This is a genomic window from Acinetobacter sp. YH18001, assembly GCF_013416975.1.
Lineage (GTDB): Bacteria > Pseudomonadota > Gammaproteobacteria > Pseudomonadales > Moraxellaceae > Acinetobacter > Acinetobacter pseudolwoffii.
Genome location: NZ_VPEU01000004.1, coordinates 26,013 through 43,716 on the forward strand (window position 1 = coordinate 26,013; position 17,704 = coordinate 43,716).

17 protein-coding genes are annotated in these 17,704 nt (G+C 47.0%); 11 read left to right on the plus strand and 6 right to left on the minus strand.

The genetic code is table 11. From position 1 onward, the window contains the following. Positions 1-33 precede the first annotated feature (33 nt). Both FTV48_RS02395 and FTV48_RS02400 read right to left on the minus strand, forming a co-directional pair. Positions 34-1,524 carry a YifB family Mg chelatase-like AAA ATPase gene (locus FTV48_RS02395; RefSeq protein WP_179999280.1) on the minus strand — a complete coding sequence of 497 codons (1,491 nt, stop codon included), beginning with the start codon at positions 1,522-1,524 and terminating at the stop codon, positions 34-36. Between the two features lie 66 nt (positions 1,525-1,590). Further along, a complete protein-coding gene (locus FTV48_RS02400; protein WP_005094487.1) occupies positions 1,591-1,818 on the minus strand; it encodes an accessory factor UbiK family protein in 228 nt (75 codons plus the stop codon). 277 nt (positions 1,819-2,095) lie between these two features. Here FTV48_RS02400 and glnK point away from each other — a divergent pair, with 277 nt between their 5' ends. The 7 genes from glnK (at position 2,096) to FTV48_RS02435 (ending at position 8,231) form a co-directional block, all read left to right on the plus strand. Further along, the gene (gene glnK, locus FTV48_RS02405) at positions 2,096-2,434 is read left to right on the plus strand and encodes a P-II family nitrogen regulator (RefSeq protein ID WP_005094485.1); all 339 of its coding nucleotides are present in this window, start codon (positions 2,096-2,098) and stop codon (positions 2,432-2,434) included. 59 nt (positions 2,435-2,493) lie between these two features. Beyond that, entirely contained in the window at positions 2,494-3,909 is a 1,416-nt protein-coding gene (locus FTV48_RS02410; protein WP_100357788.1) for an ammonium transporter, read from the plus strand. A gap of 140 nt (positions 3,910-4,049) precedes the next feature. Next, complete coding sequence (gene nrdR / locus FTV48_RS02415; RefSeq protein ID WP_005094481.1) at positions 4,050-4,514, plus strand: transcriptional regulator NrdR; 465 nt, start codon at positions 4,050-4,052, stop codon at positions 4,512-4,514. 2 nt (positions 4,515-4,516) lie between these two features. Beyond that, positions 4,517-5,605 carry a bifunctional diaminohydroxyphosphoribosylaminopyrimidine deaminase/5-amino-6-(5-phosphoribosylamino)uracil reductase RibD gene (gene ribD / locus FTV48_RS02420; RefSeq protein WP_005169044.1) on the plus strand — a complete coding sequence of 363 codons (1,089 nt, stop codon included), beginning with the start codon at positions 4,517-4,519 and terminating at the stop codon, positions 5,603-5,605. Then, a complete protein-coding gene (locus FTV48_RS02425) occupies positions 5,602-6,894 on the plus strand; it encodes a DNA adenine methylase (protein WP_005094477.1) in 1,293 nt (430 codons plus the stop codon). Before ribD ends, FTV48_RS02425 begins: the two co-directional genes overlap by 4 nt. A 22-nt stretch (positions 6,895-6,916) precedes the next feature. Next, on the plus strand, positions 6,917-7,576 hold the full coding sequence (locus FTV48_RS02430; RefSeq protein ID WP_179999282.1) for a riboflavin synthase: 660 nt from the start codon (positions 6,917-6,919) through the stop codon (positions 7,574-7,576). Positions 7,577-7,685: 109 nt separating this feature from the next. After that, a complete protein-coding gene (locus FTV48_RS02435) occupies positions 7,686-8,231 on the plus strand; it encodes a VTT domain-containing protein (RefSeq protein ID WP_005169036.1) in 546 nt (181 codons plus the stop codon). Positions 8,232-8,563: 332 nt separating this feature from the next. Here FTV48_RS02435 and FTV48_RS02440 read toward each other — a convergent pair whose 3' ends face one another. Genes FTV48_RS02440 through FTV48_RS02450 form a run of 3 tightly spaced genes read right to left on the minus strand, consistent with a single transcriptional unit; the run spans position 8,564 to position 11,068 of the window. Next, positions 8,564-9,193: a hypothetical protein gene (locus FTV48_RS02440; RefSeq protein WP_179999284.1), complete on the minus strand. Its 630-nt coding sequence runs from the start codon at positions 9,191-9,193 to the stop codon at positions 8,564-8,566. Between the two features lie 26 nt (positions 9,194-9,219). Further along, positions 9,220-9,627, minus strand: coding sequence for a DNA polymerase III subunit chi (locus FTV48_RS02445; protein ID WP_179999286.1), 408 nt, complete (start codon positions 9,625-9,627; stop codon positions 9,220-9,222). After that, positions 9,620-11,068: a leucyl aminopeptidase gene (locus tag FTV48_RS02450; protein WP_005094464.1), complete on the minus strand. Its 1,449-nt coding sequence runs from the start codon at positions 11,066-11,068 to the stop codon at positions 9,620-9,622. Before FTV48_RS02450 ends, FTV48_RS02445 begins: the two co-directional genes overlap by 8 nt. 156 nt (positions 11,069-11,224) lie before the next feature. Here FTV48_RS02450 and lptF point away from each other — a divergent pair, with 156 nt between their 5' ends. From lptF to FTV48_RS02470, 4 genes are all read left to right on the plus strand, one after another. Then, positions 11,225-12,325, plus strand: coding sequence for an LPS export ABC transporter permease LptF (gene lptF, locus FTV48_RS02455; protein ID WP_179999288.1), 1,101 nt, complete (start codon positions 11,225-11,227; stop codon positions 12,323-12,325). A gap of 2 nt (positions 12,326-12,327) precedes the next feature. After that, positions 12,328-13,398, plus strand: a complete 1,071-nt coding sequence (gene lptG, locus FTV48_RS02460) for an LPS export ABC transporter permease LptG (protein WP_005094459.1) — start codon at positions 12,328-12,330, stop codon at positions 13,396-13,398. 124 nt (positions 13,399-13,522) lie between these two features. Next, positions 13,523-15,070 (plus strand): 2,3-bisphosphoglycerate-independent phosphoglycerate mutase, encoded by a 1,548-nt coding sequence (gpmI, locus tag FTV48_RS02465; RefSeq protein WP_179999290.1) that lies wholly within the window; start codon positions 13,523-13,525, stop codon positions 15,068-15,070. A 31-nt stretch (positions 15,071-15,101) separates the two neighbouring features. Further along, a complete protein-coding gene (locus tag FTV48_RS02470) occupies positions 15,102-16,274 on the plus strand; it encodes a S41 family peptidase (protein ID WP_179999292.1) in 1,173 nt (390 codons plus the stop codon). On the opposite strand, the gene FTV48_RS02475 is transcribed toward FTV48_RS02470, so the two are convergent. After that, on the minus strand, positions 16,275-17,699 hold the full coding sequence (locus FTV48_RS02475; protein ID WP_005169020.1) for a sigma-54 dependent transcriptional regulator: 1,425 nt from the start codon (positions 17,697-17,699) through the stop codon (positions 16,275-16,277). Positions 17,700-17,704 lie beyond the last annotated feature (5 nt).

The window sequence follows — 17,704 nt, forward strand, 5'->3', positions numbered from 1 at the left end:
AAAGCGACCTCAGGTCGCTTTTTATCTGTTGATTTAGATCTGTTGCTGTCCCCGATAAGACAAAGCTTCAGACAGATGCTGACTCTGGATTTCTGTGCTTTGATTTAAATCAGCAATAGTACGTGCCACCCGTAATACCCGATGATAGCCACGTGCGGATAAATTCAGTTTTTGTTGAGCCAGTTCAAGCATATTCTGGGCAGTCTGATCCAAGCCAGCATAATGTTCTAGCTGCTTTGGACTCAAACTCATATTCAAGCTATTTTGCCGTTGCATCTGAATCTCATAAGCTGCTATCACGCGTTGTCTGACCGTTTCAGAGTCCTCTGTCGGCCGATTATCCTGTAACTCATGCGCCTGTAAGGGCGGTACATCAATATGTAAATCAATCCGATCCAGCAGCGGCCCTGAAATCCGGTTCTGATAGCGCTTGATACTGTCAGGCGAACATTGGCAGCGAATATCCTGATTAAAGGCATAACCGCATGGGCAGGGATTCATGGCAGCCACCAGCTGAAAATTGGCTGGAAAAGTGATCTGACGTGATGCACGAGAAATCACAATTTCTTTGGCTTCCAGAGGCTGGCGCAAAACTTCCAGTACCTTTCGATCAAATTCAGGCAATTCATCCAGAAATAACACGCCCAAATGCGCCAGCGTAATTTCACCCGGTTTGGGGTGTGAGCCGCCACCGACCAGTGCAACAGCAGAAGCAGTATGATGCGGGGCTCGAAACGGCCGCTGGCCAAAAGGATGATTGGCATTGGCGACTGAATAAATACTGGCAACTTCCAGATTTTCCTGGGTTTTTAAAGGCGGTAAAATACTGGCTAATCGAGATGCGAGTAAGGTTTTTCCTGTCCCCGGTGGTCCTCGAAACAGCAGGGAATGGCCACCCGCTGCTGCAATTTCCAGTGCACGCCGTGGCCGCAATTGGCCTTTGACATCGGCAAGATCACATTTATAAAAATGGTTGGTATCGACTGGAATGGTTTGTATTTCTGCTAAGCACTGCGTCTGAGCAAGATGCTCACAGACCTCTTTTAGATGATTGGCAGCAAAGACCTTAAAGTCCGGGAGTTGGCAGGCTTCCTGTGCATTCGGACCCGGCAGCATCAGTTGATGCTGATCATGTTGACAGGCAATCGCAATGCTCAGGATCCCTGTGACTGGGCGAAGTTGACCATCGAGAGCCAATTCTCCAATAAACTCAAGATTATCGGTGCAGTTTTCCGGAAGCTGTCCGGAGGCGACCAAAATACCTAAAGCAATCGGTAAATCCAGACGCGAACCATCTTTCGGTAGATCTGCTGGAGCCAGATTAATGGTCAGGCGTTTGGTCGGAAACTGAAAGCCACTATTTAAAATGGCAGAACGCACCCGGTCTTTACTTTCCCGGACTGCGGCTTCAGGAAGCCCCACAATCGTGAGTGAAGGCATGCCGGAACTGACATGAACCTCGACTTCAATTAAAGGCGCGTGCAGGCCAAGCAAGCCTCGCGTATAAATTTTGGCAAAAGACATTATTATTGTTCCAATTTAGTGCATTATTTTTATCGGTCTTAGGTCTTTTGTGCACTGTACTTGTGCTTATTTTTTATTCGAAATTTTATCTTCTAAGGCTTCAACCTGTTTCAGCAAATCATTGAGGCGATGATTGGCATTATCGAGGGCAGTACGTTGACGTTCAATTTCTTCTTTGGACACCAGATCCATTTTTGTCACAGCTTCATTTAATAGAGCACGAATATTCTGTTCCAGATCTTTCTTAGGTTGTTCAACTTGCTGCAAAATTGCTTGTAATAGGGTTTCAATCATTGTCTGATCCATCGCCATCGAAAGGAAGCGACAGTTTAGCATTGCTCGAATACAGACCCTAGTATTTCAGACAAAATATAGGCTTAATCGATAAGAGATATTGTAAAAATCCACATAAAAAATGTCGGTTTTTTAAAGATTCAAAACCTTTATAAGTATAAAATAAGGTATAAATAAACCGCATGCCGGGCTTTCTAATTTCCCCCGACCTTAGGAATCTTGGCATGAAATTTGAACGTAAAACCTTACTGGTGAAATAAGCCGAAGGAAAACAAACATGAAGCTCGTAACTGCAATCGTAAAACCTTTTAAATTGGATGATGTTCGTGAAGCATTGTCTGAAATTGGTGTTCAAGGCATCACTGTAACTGAAGTGAAAGGCTTTGGTCGTCAAAAAGGCCATACTGAACTCTATCGTGGTGCTGAATACGTTGTAGATTTCCTGCCGAAAGTCAAAATTGAAATCGCGATTAGCGATGACATGGTTGACTCCGTCATTGAATCTATTACGCGTGTTGCTAGCACTGGAAAAATTGGTGACGGAAAAATTTTCGTGACGAACTTAGAACAAGTCATCCGTATTCGTACAGGTGAAACAGGTGCAGACGCTGTCTAACTTGGCACGAAGTTTGCTGAGTACCTAAGAACTCACAAAAACTTGGTTGGGGGATACGAATGAAAAAAATGCTACTTGCGTTCGGCATGGCCGGCGCACTTTTTGGTGGTTCTGTTGCATGGGCTGAAAATGCTGCAACAGCAACACCACCCGCAGAAGACATTGTGCTTGTTGAAGAAACAGGCGAAACCACACTGAATAATACGGCAGATACTCCAGCAGCAATTGCTGAAGCAGCGCCAGTTGAAACAGCAGTACCTGCAGAAGAAGAAGCAACATTAGATACAGGTGATACTGCTTGGGTTTTAACGTCCACCGCATTAGTTTTACTCATGACCATTCCGGGTCTAGCACTCTTTTATGGCGGTATGGTCCGTAAGAAAAACGTCCTGGCGACCATGGCGCATAGCTTTATTGCCGCTGCAGTCGTCAGCATTGTCTGGGTGATTGTCGGTTATACCCTGGCCTTCGGGGAAGGGAATGCCTTCATTGGTAGCTTGGACAAATTTATGTTGGCCGGTATTACCACAGAGGCGCTTTCAGGCACCATTCCTGAAATTCTGTTTGTCATTTTCCAAATGACTTTTGCCATCATTACTGTTGCAATTATTAGTGGTTCGATCGCAGAACGGATGAAATTTGGTGCTTTCGTTGCCTTCATTGCACTTTGGGTAGTGATTGTCTATGCGCCGATTACTCACTGGGTCTGGGGCGGCGGCTGGTTGGGTAATGACGGTGCGCTCGATTTTGCTGGTGGTACAGTGGTTCATATCAACTCGGGTGTTGCTGGTCTGGTAGCAGCGTATATGCTGGGCAAACGTATGGGCTTGGGCCGTGAATCGATGGCGCCACACAACTTGACCCTTACTGTGGTGGGTGCATCTTTACTTTGGGTGGGCTGGTTCGGTTTCAACGGTGGTTCTGCCTTGGGTGCGAACGGCTCTGCAGGTTATGCGCTGGTGGTGACTCAAGTGGCAGCGGCAGCGGCAGCGATCTCTTGGCTGATTACTGAAAAACTGGCACGTGGCAAAGCATCTGTATTAGGCGGCGTATCGGGTGCAGTTGCTGGTCTGGTGGTGATTACGCCAGCCGCAGGTTTTGTGACTGTCGGTGGTGCATTGGCGATGGGTCTGATCGGTGGTGTGGTGTGTTTCTGGGGAATCACTGCGCTGAAACGTGCCTTGAAAGCCGATGATTCTTTAGATGCGTTTGGCCTGCATGGTGTAGGCGGTGTGGTCGGTGCGATTTTGACCGCTTTTTTTGCCAGCGAATTCATTATGGGGGATGCTGCGCCAGCCAACATGATGAGCCAGCTTTGGGTTCAAGTTGAAGGTGTACTTGCGACCATCGCTTACTCTGCCATTATGACGTTCATTATCCTGAAAGTGATTGACTTGATCATTGGTATCCGTGTCGCATCTGATGATGAGCGCATGGGTCTGGATTTGAGCCAGCATGGTGAACGTGTCGAATAATAATAAACACACAATAATCAATATATAGTGCAAAACAGCCCAAATGGGCTGTTTTTTTTCTATATGTTGCGTAAGACTCTACAAAGTTTGCAATTTTTGCTACACTCGGAATCCATCTGGATTTGTTCAATTAAACCGCTATGCATTGCCCATTTTGCAATACTGCCGACAGTAAAGTGATTGATTCACGCCTGGCAGCTGAAGGCTGTCAGATTCGTCGTCGCCGTGAATGTGTCAGTTGTAATGAACGTTTTACGACTTTTGAAAGTTATGAAGTGGTGATGCCGCGCGTGATTAAATCGGATGGCAAAAATGAACCCTTTGATGAAGCCAAATTACGTCGTTCCCTGATGCATGCCTTGCAGAAACGTCCGGTAACCCAAGAGCAGATTGAAACAGTTTTGAGCGATATCCAGTTACAGATTCGCCGTCTGGGTGAGCGTGATGTGAAATCGCGTACCATCGGTGAAATTGTCATGCAGTCTTTATTCGCACTCGATCACGTGGCCTATGTGCGTTTCGCTTCGGTTTATCAGGATTTCCAGGATGTTGAAGCTTTTCGTCATCAAATTGAACAGATGCAACAGCGAGAATCACAAGAATAAGCATGTCTGAACTGAATCAAGATCAAGTCTGGATGCGCCGCGCAATTCAGCTTGCCCAGCAAGGTCAATACTCGACCAAGCCCAATCCGAATGTCGGCTGTGTCATTGTCAAAGATGGCGTCATTATCGGTGAGGGTTTTCATCCTCAAGCAGGGCAGCCGCATGCTGAAGTATTCGCGCTGCGTCAGGCTAGTGAGCAGGCACGTGGTGCAACCGCGTATGTCACTTTGGAGCCGTGTGCGCATTATGGGCGAACGCCGCCATGTGCCAAGGGTCTGGTTGAAGCTGGTGTGGCTAAAGTGGTCGTGGCCTGTCCTGATCCAAATCCGCTGGTGGCGGGCAAGGGTGTACAGATTTTAAAAGATGCCGGTATCGATGTTGAAGTCGGGATTGGTCAGGAACAAGCGCATCAGCTGAATCAAGGTTTCCTGAAAGCCATGGCGACCGGCATGCCGTATGTGCGACTTAAAATTGCATCCAGTCTGGATGGCCGTACGGCGATGGCATCCGGTGAATCGAAATGGATTACCGGAGCCGAGGCGCGTCAGGACGTGCAGTATTGGCGGGCCATTTCCGGTGCAGTCATCACTGGGATTGAAACAGTTCTGGCCGATGACTGTCAGCTGAATGTGCGGCAACTCGATGGCATTGAAGATATTGAAACAGTAGTACAGCCCAAGCGTATCATTTTGGATCGTCAGGGGCGTTTGCCATTAACGGCGAAAATTCTAGCGCAAGCCGACACCGTGTTGGTGATGGGACCTTTTCGGCAAGAGCTGGCCGATCTGGGTGTGTTACAATTGCCGGTACAGCCTTTAAAACAATTATTGTCCCAGCTGGCTGAGCAGCATCAGATTTATGATGTCTTGGTGGAAGCAGGGGCGACCTTATCTACGGCATTTTTACAAGAACAATTGGTTGATGAACTGATCAGTTACGTTGCACCGACCTTATTGGGTCAGTCTGCACGTACTATGTTTAATGCAGAATTCAGCCTTATGGCAGAACAACTCCGATTTAAGCTGCGCGATGTGACTCGCTTGGGTGATGACGTGCGCTTCAGGTTAATTCCTTTTCAAGAGACACTATGAGTTCAGAGTCTACGGTTTATCATAAACGTCGCCATGCGGCACGTACCACCGATGAATATCTTTTCCATCAGCTGGTTCCTTATCTGGGCAACAAACGCCGTTTATTACATTTGATTCTGGAAGCACTTGAAATTACAGGAACTCTGAAGCGTGAAGATGGCCGTGCGCCGATTTTTGCTGATTTTTTTGCTGGTTCTGGTGTGGTATCACGCTTAGCCCGTCAAAATGGTTATCGCGTGATTGCCAATGACTGGGAACCCTATAGCCATGCATTGAATCATGCGGTGCTGGCCTGTACTGAAGCACCGGCGTTTAAAGAATTGGGTGGCTATCAGAAAGCCATTGATTATCTGAACCGTCTGCCGGAAGTGAAAGGCTGGGTCACGCATAACCTGTGTCCGCGCAATGATGAAATTTATGATCCCGCCCGTGACCGTTTGTTCTTTAAACGTCGTAACGGCATGCGTATTGATGCGATTCGTCAGCAGATTGCAGCTTGGCAGGCCCAAGGTGCCATTGACGATGTAGAGATGTCTGCCTTGCTGGCACCATTACTGTATTCAGCCAGTTTTGTCAGCAATACCTCGGGCGTTTTCAAGAGTTTCCACCACGGCTGGGGCGGAAAAACCCAAACGGCGCTGGAACGGATTGAATCTTTACTGTGGCTGACCCCAAGCCGCTTTTGCGAGTCGGATCAGAAGAAAGGTATGGCTGCCGAAATGTGGTGTGTCGATGCCCAGCATCTGGCCAATCAGATGAGCGGTTTTGAAGTAGATGTGGCTTATCTGGATCCACCGTATAATCAGCATGCCTATAGCAGTAATTACCATGTCCTGAATGCTTTGACCTTATGGGATCAGGCCGATTTACCGACGCCAGATACCAAGGGCTTCAAGAGCGGGATTGACCGGGCATGGCGCAAAGAGCGTCCGAGCCAGTACAACTCTTCCAAATATGCCAAAGAAGCCTATGAAAACTTGTTGGCGACCATCAATGCGCGTTTCATTCTGACCAGTTATTCAACGGATGGTAATATCAGCGCCACTGATTTATTGCAGGCCAACCTGAAACGTGGCCGGGTGACCTTGCTGACTCAGGATGTACCACGTTATCGGGTCAGCAAACAGCGCCAATCTGAACGTGCACGCGTACTGGAATTTATTGTGATTACCGATACCCATGCCAGGTCAGGTCCACCGATCCGTCAACTCCTCAGCCAGTTGCATCATTATGCAGAATTGGGCGGTGTGGATACCACCGGTGTCAGTACCCAGTTGGCACTCTGGTAAAAGAATAGAAAAGGAAATAAAAATGTTTACAGGTATTATCGAAAGCCTTGGCAAAGTAGACAGTCTGCAAAGTGTGGGTGGTGATGTACGTTTACGTATCCAGACTGACCTGGACATGTCGGATGTACATCTGGGTGATTCTATTGCTACAAATGGTATCTGCCTGACAGTCATAGACTGGGGCGAAAACTGGTATGCAGCTGATGTGTCCCGTGAAAGTCTGAACCGGACGACACTGGGCAACTGGAAAGCCGGTCAACCTGTTAACGTCGAAAAAGCCATGTTGCCGACCACGCGTTTTGGCGGCCATATTGTTTCAGGTCATGTCGATGCAGTCGGCGAGATCACTTTGGTGCGTGCAGATGCACGCTCGATTTATTATGAAGTCACTGCACCGGCTGAAATTGCCAGATATCTGGCAGAAAAAGGTTCGGTCACAGTCGATGGTATTAGCCTGACCATTAATCACTTGCGTGGCTGTGTGATTAGTCTGAACTTGATTCCGCATACGGCTGAACGTACCAATATCAGTACCTGGAAAGTGGGTAGCAAGGTCAATCTGGAAGTGGATGTGCTGGCACGTTATATCGAGCGTTTATTGCTCGGTGATAAAGCCGCAGATACCACTGAACAGTCTAAGATCAGCATGGATTTTCTGGCTGAAAATGGCTTTTTAAAATAAGCGGAATGCTTAAATACTGAACAGTCTGATTGAAAAATTAGACTGTTTTTTTATTTTTCGGGATAATCAGCAATTCAATTTGCAAATATTGCCTTGGTGGACGGGTCGAATGCTCGATTTTTTACTCAACTTGGAACAGTCATTACCGCTATTGCTTGATCAATATGGGGTGTGGATCTACGCGATCCTGTTTCTGGTGATTTTTGCGGAAACCGGCTCAGTATTTTTCTTTTTTCTGCCCGGTGACAGTTTATTGCTGGCTGTAGGAGCTTTATGTGCCAGCAGCGATATATTGACCCTGCATTCGATGGGATTACTGCTCTTTACTGCATCGGTACTCGGCTACACCGTGAATTATTACACTGGAAAAGTGCTGGGCCTAAAATATTTTAATCGGCATTCACGCTATTTCAAGCCAGAATATATGGTGAAAACCAATCACTATTTTATGAAACATGGCGGTAAAACCATTCTGATTGCGCGTTTTATTCCTTTTGTTCGTTCATTTGGCCCTTTTGCTGCCGGTTCAGCCCATATGAGTTTTGCCACATTCAGCTTTTATAATATTACGGGTGGTATTCTCTGGATTGGTACTTTATTAACTATTGGCTATCTGCTTGGAAATGCTGCCTTTATGCTGGCCGATGTGCTCTAAAAGATCAAATTAAAAAGCCCGAATCAGCCGAATGCCAGTCAGTTAAGCAATTGACGGGTATTTTCTTTTTTAAATTCATGATTATATTTGATGGGTGGAAAAGTCATCCGCAACTGTTTGAGGCATGCGGTGTATTGCACCGCGAGAATGTCCTCCTTGCGAAGCTCTGCTTCTCATTTGGGCAAAACCAAATTAACCAATGCTTTACAAATATTTGATGTAAAACCTTAAGGCTCCATCGTGAACGGCTAAACAGTTAAAGCATCTATTTCTAAACTCTTTAACTGATCAGCATTACCGAATGAGCGGGCTTTTTATATGAGTTGGGATTTTTAATCAGGTCTCACTTGCTCGGAAAATTCTGAATTTTTCAGTATGTAGTCGATTTCTTCTTGGGCCGCCACACGCATTTGTTCTCTTAGTGCATTGATGGTCTGTTCAATCACCGTTTCTGCCTCAAGTTCCAGACGCAAACGCACACTCTCTAATTCAGATAAAATGGTGTGGTCTTCAATCTGGATACGACCTTGGGCAAAGTCAAAACTATGCTCAGGATTTTTCTGATAACGGGCAACATAATGCTGCATTTCTGTCTCTAGACTGAAATTTATGTCAGCGAGGGCTTGGGTCTGCTCAGTAAATTTACGCTGTTCATCTTGCTGTAACTGTGCAATCGCAGCCTGCTCTGCGGCACGTTTATCGGCCAAGGCCTGTTCGAGTGCCAGCTGTCTGCGAATACGTGCAGCCTCAATCAATTCAGCCTTGCGCTGCGCATAGGCTTCTTCAATCTTGCGTTCAGATTCCTGCTGTAAGCGCTGATCACGAATCTGCCATTCTTCTAAAGAGGTTTCAGGCTTTAAAATGTCACAGATCCGAGAGAGGTCATCGATAAAGGTCTGACGTACAGCTTCCGGCACATTTAACCAGCGCTGTTTAAAATCTGGACCTACATTTAATGCCACATGCCTCTCCTTGTGGGTGATATCGGTTAAAGCTTATGGGTGTTGGGCTCAATACCTAAACGACGATATTGTTTGAATTTTTCACGACCCAGCTGTTTAGCCGTTTCATGGTTTTCAATGATCTCAATAATGTGACTAAATTTTGCGTAAGGTTCAAGTGCTTCCGGATTAAAATTGAAAATAATCCAGTCGGACTGTTCAGGCAATGTTGCCGAAATACACACGCTCGCCTCAGGCTGATCAATGCCATGCGGAATGAAACTCGCGGGATCAAAGATCCACAGGCGTTCATCCAGCTGCTGCTGCAAGGCTGCATCGGCACATAGTAACCAGATCCGCGCCGGCTGGCGCAGAATCTTGCGGCATAAACGACAAGCACTTTCGACTTGTCGTTCAGGACTTTTTTCAAATAAATAAAAGCTGACCTTAGCCATTCGTTTGAACGCGGTTGGCCAGGAACTGCATCAATAATGGCACTGGACGCCCGGTTGCGCCTTTATTGGCACCTGAGTTCCATGCTGTACCTGCAACATCCAGATGTGCCCAGCGATATTCACGGGTAAAACGTTGCAAGAAGCAGGCTGCAGTGACAGAACCGGCTTTTGGGCCACCGATATTGCCAATATCGGCAAATGGTGAATCGAGTTGTTCCTGATAGTCATCTATGACCGGCATACGCCATACCCGGTCAAATGAATGCTGGCCGGCAGTTTCCAGTTCTGCTGCCAACTTATCATCTGGTGTGAACAGACCTGTCAGCACGGAACCCAAAGCCACCACACATGCACCGGTCAAGGTCGCAATATCAATCACCAGAGCAGGGTTGAAACGTTTCACATAGGTCAGGGTGTCACATAACACCAGACGACCTTCGGCATCGGTATTCAGGATTTCAACCGTTTGACCGCTCATCGTCGTGACGATATCACCTGGACGAGTGGCTTTACCAGAAGGCATATTTTCTGCTGCGGCAATGGTTCCTACCACATGCAGAGCTAAGCGGGACTCACACAATGCACGCATGGTACCCAGTACAGAGGCTGCACCGCACATGTCGTATTTCATTTCATCCATACCTGCGCCAGGTTTGAGTGAAATACCACCGGTATCAAAGGTAATGCCTTTACCGACCAGGACCACTGGCGCTTCACTACGCTCTGATTGATATTCAATGCTGATAATACGACCCGGACGCTCTGAACCCTGGCTGACTGCAAGGAAGGCACCCATGCCTAAATCTGCCATCTGTTGTTCATCCAGTACCGTGACTTTCAGTAAATCCGGATATTCAGCAGCCAAGGCGATGGCCTGATCTGCCAGATATTCCGGGAAACAGATATTGCCCGGACGGTTGCCCAGATCACGTGCCAGGTTTTGCCCGCTCTGTACTGCTTGAACCAGTTGCAGCTGTTCTGTCGTTAAAACGCTATGCGTGGCAATCAGGTCGATCTGTTCAAGTACAAATTCATTCTTTTTCGACTTATATTCATCATAACCATAGCTGGCTTGGGTCAAAGCCAGAGCAAACAGATAATGCAATTCTTGTGGAAGTTGTGTCAGGTCTACAGAAATCTGTTTGAATTTTTTTTGAGTGGCCTGAATAATAGTCTGGGCAATTTTTGCGAGTTTTGCTGGTTGCAATTCAGCGACTTTGCCTAAACCGATCAGTGCTGCATGGCTGGACTGGCTGACTTGGCCAATCAGGCTCAGACTTTCAGCCAAAGCCGCTTTGAACTGAGATGCTTCAATTAATCGGTCTAAATTGTTGATTTGATAGGTTGAGGTGGTATTTTGAAGTTGTTCTGAGTCAACTAAAATCAACAAAGATTGACTTGATCCATTCTCTGGGAATGACGTATTAATTGTAAGTTTCATATTCTGTTTTCACGCCTGTCTAGATTTGTAAATCATTCAGTCATTGAACCATTTATCTGAATAGAGTTTCAATGGGTAGGGCCGTCTAGGTTTTATATTTTTGCTATTCGGGTAAACTAGCACTCGTTTTATAGACCTTATTTTGGAAGAATTAATTTGATTATTCGGCGTTATCTGGTCAAGCAAGTTGTCTCGACATCCTTGGTGGTGATTGCCTTATTGACCTTGATCATGATGGGTGGCCGACTGATCAAGTATTTTGGTGTCGCAGCGCAAGGCCGTCTGGATGCAGGCATTTTATTTAGCATCATTGGCTACCGTTTGCCTGAGTTTTTAACCTTAATTCTTCCGCTCGGTTTCTTTATTGGCCTGATGCTGGTATTTGGCCGTTTATATGTCGACCATGAAATGGCGGTGATGAATGGCAGTGGTGTCAGCCGGCATCAATTGGCGCGCCTTCTGGTGCCGATGACCTTGGTGTTTCTCATTGCCCAAGCCGGCTTGATGCTCTGGGCAGCGCCATGGGGAATCCGCCAGTTTGAAGCGCTGACCACCAGTCAGGCGGTACGCACCGGCTTTGATCTGGTACGACCCAAAGAATTTATTTCCTCTGGCCCCTATACCATTTATGCCGGTGATCTGTCTGAAGACCGTAAAAACTTAAAAGATATTTTCTTCTATCAGCGGGCAGAAAAACCCGGTAAACCGGATGTGATGATTCTGGCCCAAGAAGCCACCCGCATCGAGGTGCCAAATGATGCGGCCAATGTGGTCGATCTGGTTCAAGGTCGCCGTTATGAAATTTATCCGGGCACTCCGCAATATACCCAGGCTGAATTTGCAAGCTATCGTCTGCGTTTAGAAAATGATGAGGAAGCACAGTTTGCCAGTGCTGAAGTTGAAGCCCTGCCAACCTCGCAATTGTGGCAGAACCGTCAGGATCCTGTGGTGGCCAGTGAATTAGGCTGGCGGGTATTTGTACCATTTGCGATTCTGATTGCTTTGATTCTGGCCGTGGCCTTGTCTGAAGTGAGTCCGCGCCAAGGTCGTTATCTCAAGTTATTTCCGGCGCTCATGATCTTTGCCAGTCTGATTGTGGCGTTAATGGCCGTGAAAACCCGGATCAGTAAAGAGGAAATGGGGATCTTGGCTTATCCATTGATCCTGATTGCTTATGCGATTGCGGGTGCCTTGTTCTCACGTAAACAGAATTTGGCCCCGAAAATCAAGAAACAGATTCAGCGAGTGAGGTCTTAATAATGTTGGCACGTCGTATAGTTGCAAAACATGTGACCCAAACCACTGCGCTGGCGATGCTGGGTGCAACCGCTGTGTTGGCGGGTTTACAGGTGTTATTTACTTATCTGGGTGAGCTGGGTTCACTAAAAGAAGGTTATGGCGCCTGGGATGCCTTGAAATATGTGCTCTGGGGTGCTCCGAATTATCTTTATGAAATTCTGCCGATCTCGGCGCTGATCGGTGCGGTTTTAGGTTTGGGCACATTGGCCTCAAATAGTGAACTGATTGTGATGCGCTCGATCGGGATCAGTCTGTGGCGGATTGTTGGCTGGGTGATCCGTTCAGCATTACTGCTGGTGGTCTTGTCATTTGCCTTAAGCGAGTGGGTGATTCCCTATACCAATGAACAGGCCAAGAGCGTAAAAAGTTCGAGTAAAGCCGCACAACTGGGCGAAGTGCGGGGTTACTGGACCCGGGAAGGGCAGCGCTTTATTTATATTGATTATGCCAATTCGCAAGGTCAGCTGAAAAATGTGCAGATGCTGGATTTTGATGAAAATTATCGCTTACGCGGCACCTTGCAAGCGGATCAGGGTGAATTCGTCACAGATGGCTCCTGGACATTAAGCAATACCGAGCAGTTCGATATTCTGCAAAATGGTAGTGCTACCCTGATCAAGCAGGAACAGCAACCTTTGGCACTGGCATTACAGCCAAAATATGTGCATATGGTCACCATCGATCCTGAAGACTTGTCACCGAGCCAACTGATCAGTTTCACAAGTTATATGCATGAATATAGTCAGGTGCCAAAAACCTATCAACTGGCTTTCTGGCAGAAACTCGGTTCTCCTTTTGCCCTGATTGCACTGGTGGTGATTGCCTGTTCATTTATTTTCGGGCCGCTGCGTCAGCAATCCATGGGTTTTCGTCTGGTGATTGCCTTATTTGCCGGTCTGGGCTTTTTCTATCTACAGGATTTCCTCGGCTATGCCAGTCTGGTCTATGCGCCATCTCCGGCATGGTTTGTCTTTATTCCGATTCTGATCATGTTCGGTATTGGGGGTTACCTGCTGCATCGGGCACGCTAAGACCCAGGAAAATAGAACAAATCAATCGCGATGAGCGGCTTAAACCATACTCTGGTCATGGCCTCTTTTTGCAAACTTCGCTAAAATAGAGCGATTAATTCGTAGACGAACAGAGTATTTCATTATGACGGATGCAACTGCTGGCAAAATCCCTCACGTTTTGGTGATTATGGATGGTGTGGGTCATCGCGAAGCGGTCGAAGACAACGCGTTTTTAGCAGCTAAACGACCAAATTTAACTGCAATGCAGGACAAGCATCCGCATGGTTTGATCTCGGGTTCAGGCGAAGATGTTGGTCTGCCAGATGGCCAGATGGGGAACTCGGAAGTCGGACATATGAACCTCGGTGCAGGTCGTGTGCTGTATCAGGATTTTACCCGGATTACCAAAGACATTCGTACCGGTGATTTCTTCAATCATGAAGTACTCGTCGATGCGGTGGAGAAAGCCAAAGCTTCAGGTGGTGCAGTGCATTTGCTCGGCCTTTTATCTCAAGGCGGTGTGCATTCGCATGAAGACCATATTGTTGCGATGGCTGAACTGGCACTCAAACGTGGTGTCAAAGTTTATTTGCATGCTTTCCTGGATGGTCGTGATACGCCGCCACGAAGTGCCCAGCCGTCATTGGAAAAACTGGATGAGCTGTTTGCACAATATCCAGGTCAAGGTCGTATTGCCAGCATGATTGGTCGTTACTTCGCGATGGATCGTGACAACCGTTGGGATCGCGTCGAACAGGCCTATCGTTTATTGACTGAAGGCGAAGCGGCCCGTACAGCTGCCACAGCAGTTCAAGGTCTGGAACAGGCTTATGCCGCAGATGAGTCGGATGAGTTTGTCAAAGCCACCCGCATTGGTGAGCTGGCAAAAATTCAGGATGGTGATAGCGTGGTCTTCATGAACTTCCGTGCTGACCGTGCCCGTGAATTGACTCGCGCATTTGTAGAAAAAGATTTTGCTGGATTTGCACGTAAAGTGGTGCCGAACTTAGCCAAGTTTGTGATGTTGACGCGTTACCAAGCAACGATTGATGCGCCTGTGGCCTATATGCCAGAAGCGTTGGTCAACTCGATTGGTGAATACCTGTCAAATCTGGGTAAAACCCAATTGCGTATTGCTGAAACTGAAAAATATGCACACGTGACGTTCTTCTTTAGTGGCGGTCGTGAAGATGAATATCCGGGTGAAAAACGTATCCTGATTCCATCACCAAACGTGGCAACTTATGACCTCAAACCGGAAATGAGTGCTTATGAAGTGACTGATGAGCTGGTCGCTGCGATCAATTCAGGCGAATTTGACCTGCTGGTGGTGAACTATGCCAATGGTGATATGGTCGGTCATACCGGTGTTTTTGATGCCGCAGTGAAAGCGGTCGAAGCGGTCGATACCTGCTTAGGCCGGGTTTATGAGGCGGTGATGGCGCAAAAAGGTCATATGCTTATCACTGCCGATCATGGTAATGTAGAGCAGATGCAGGACTATCACAGTGGTCAGGTGCATACTCAACATACCACTGAATTGGTTCCATTTATTTATGTAGGTCCAACTCAGGCCACGATCGCAGAAGGTGGCGTATTGGCAGATGTCGCACCGACCTTATTAAGTCTGATGCAAGTTCCAGTCCCTGCGGAAATGCAAGGTCGCAACCTGATTGAACTGAATCAATAATTTTCGATAAGATTTTAAAGAAAGGTAAAAAATGGCAACAACACATTGGAAGTCTGTCGTTATACCATGCTTACTGATGTGTTTGAGTCATTCGGCCTGGGGTGCGGGCTCAAAAGAGCCGGTATTCGATGATATGGAAATGGATGGTCAGGTTTATACTGAAATTCCTGTGGCATCCATTCAAGAATTTGTACAAATTTACGGCATCGTCAAAGACAATTATATTCAAGACAAAAATGACGACGCCTTGTTCCAACAGGCAATCCAAGGGCTGGTCAGTGGCTTAGACCGCTATTCGCGTTATTTGTCTCCTGAAGATTATAAGCAGCTACGTGAATATACTGAAGGTGATCTGGCCAGCATTGATTTCGATCTGCAATTTAACTCGCAGATGAAGCAATGGATGGTGCAGGGATTGAGCGCCGATGCCGACTCTGCCAAGCAGGGACTGCGTAATGGTGTCACGGTCTATAAAATTGATGATCAGGTGCTGAGTAGCCTGAATCAGGAACAGGTGCGACAGCTATTGAGCGGGGCGGTCGGCTCTACGCTGAGCATACAGCTTTCCCCACAAAGTCCGGTGGTTCGTCTGGTAAGGAATACCAAGCTTGATACTGAAATTAAATCCAGTCTGCACAATAATCAGGTACTGGTATTGCAGGTCAAAGTTTTCCAGCAAGATACAGCCAATGAAATCAAGCGCCTGATTGAAAGCTACGCTGACAGACGCTTAAAAGCGGTGATGTTTGATCTACGCAATAACCCGGGTGGCTTACTTTCTGCCGCAGTAGAATCGGCCGATTTATTTTTGAATCAGGGTGTGATTGTCTCGACCCAAAGCCGTTCGGAAGGCAATCAGCAATTTCAGGCGCTGCCAAGTTTTGAATTTCAGAATCTGAAAGTGGGCGTTCTGATTAATAACCGTTCAGCTTCGGCAGCTGAAGTCTTTACGGCAGCATTGAAAGAACATAGCCGGGCTTGGGTGGTCGGTGAGCAAAGCTATGGCAAAGGTGTGGTACAAAAGCTATTTCCACTGAGTAATGGTTCTGCTTTACAAATGACAGTGGCACAATACTTCAGTCCGAGTGGTCAGATGATTGAAGGGCGGGGCGTGCAGCCACATTTCAGTTATCCGTTTAAGCAGGAAATGCGTGAGGAGAGCTATCTGGAACACGTCACAGACCTGCTGCTCCTGCAAAAATAATTATTCGTCTTCCTCAGTATCCAGTCCGAACTTTTTCAAACGATAGCGTAGGGAGCGGAATGACATACCGAGCTTTTTCGCGGCCAGTGTGCGGTTCCAGTGCGTTAGATTCAGCGCATTGAGTAGAACTTCTTTTTCAATCTTTTCTAAATATAGCTCTAGGCCTTCTTCTGGGAGCTTTCTCGGGGCAATCAGGGTGTCAGTCGCAATAATCTCGCTCGTGAGCGTATTCATCTCCTGAGCGCTATTAAGAGCCTGACGTAACGGTGCACTTTGCAGATGCTGAAGATCAATCCGTTCTTCATCACTCAAGGTAATTGCACGTTCCATAATATTACGCAATTCACGAACATTACCCGGATAATATTGTTCCAATAAAAATTCTTTACTGCGTTCTGTCAGTTTTTTATTGGCAATGCCCCATTCCTGGCAAATCTTCTGAATAAAATGTTCGGCCAGCAAGAGAATATCCTGACTCCGTTCACGCAGCGGCGGTAAAGTCAGATCCATCACATGAATACGGAAATATAAATCCTGACGGAATTTGCCTTGTTGTACCAAGGCTTCCAGATCCTGATGCGTGGCACTGATGACGCGGAAATCCACATCAATTTCAGTATCTGAACCGAGGGGACGAATACGTTTTTCCTGTACGGCACGTAACAGTTTGACCTGCATAGCAAGTGGTAATTCGGCAATTTCATCCAGAAACAGGCTGCCGCCATGTGCCGATTGAATCAGCCCCTGTTTGTCCTGAGCGGCGCCAGTAAAGCTGCCTTTCTTATGCCCAAACAGTTCGCTTTCCATCAGTTCAGTGGGAATCGCACCACAGTTAATTGCAATAAAAGGGCCTTCATTACGGTTGCTCAGGCGATGGACCAGATTGGCCACCACTTCCTTGCCAGTTCCCGATTCGCCAGTAATAAAAACCGGTGCCTGTGAGCGGGCAATTTTTTGTAAGGTAATACGTAAGTGCTGAATCGGTATCGATTGCCCAATCAGCATTTTATGTTCTAAAGCATCATTTGGATTATTATGGGAATAATCCACCGGTTTATTCAGTGCTTTTTGTAGCAGCTGTTCCAGATGTTTCTGATTGATCGGTTTGCTGACAAAGTCAAAGGCACCGGCCTTGAGTGCAGCAATCGCGATTTCCATGTTGCCATAGGCGGTCAGAACCGCGACCGGAAGTGCAGGGTAGAGATGGCCAATCCACTCCAGTAACTCCAAACCATTGCCATCGGGCAAGTTCAGGTCAGTTAAACAGGCATCATATTGATGATCTGCAAGACATTTTTTAGCATCTTGCAGACAATGTGCGATGTGCGTACGAATCCCCATCCGCAGCAACGACATTTGCATGAGGGTGCATAAATCTTCTTCATCATCCACCAAGAGCACCAGTGGCTGTTGTTCCACACTCATTTCCC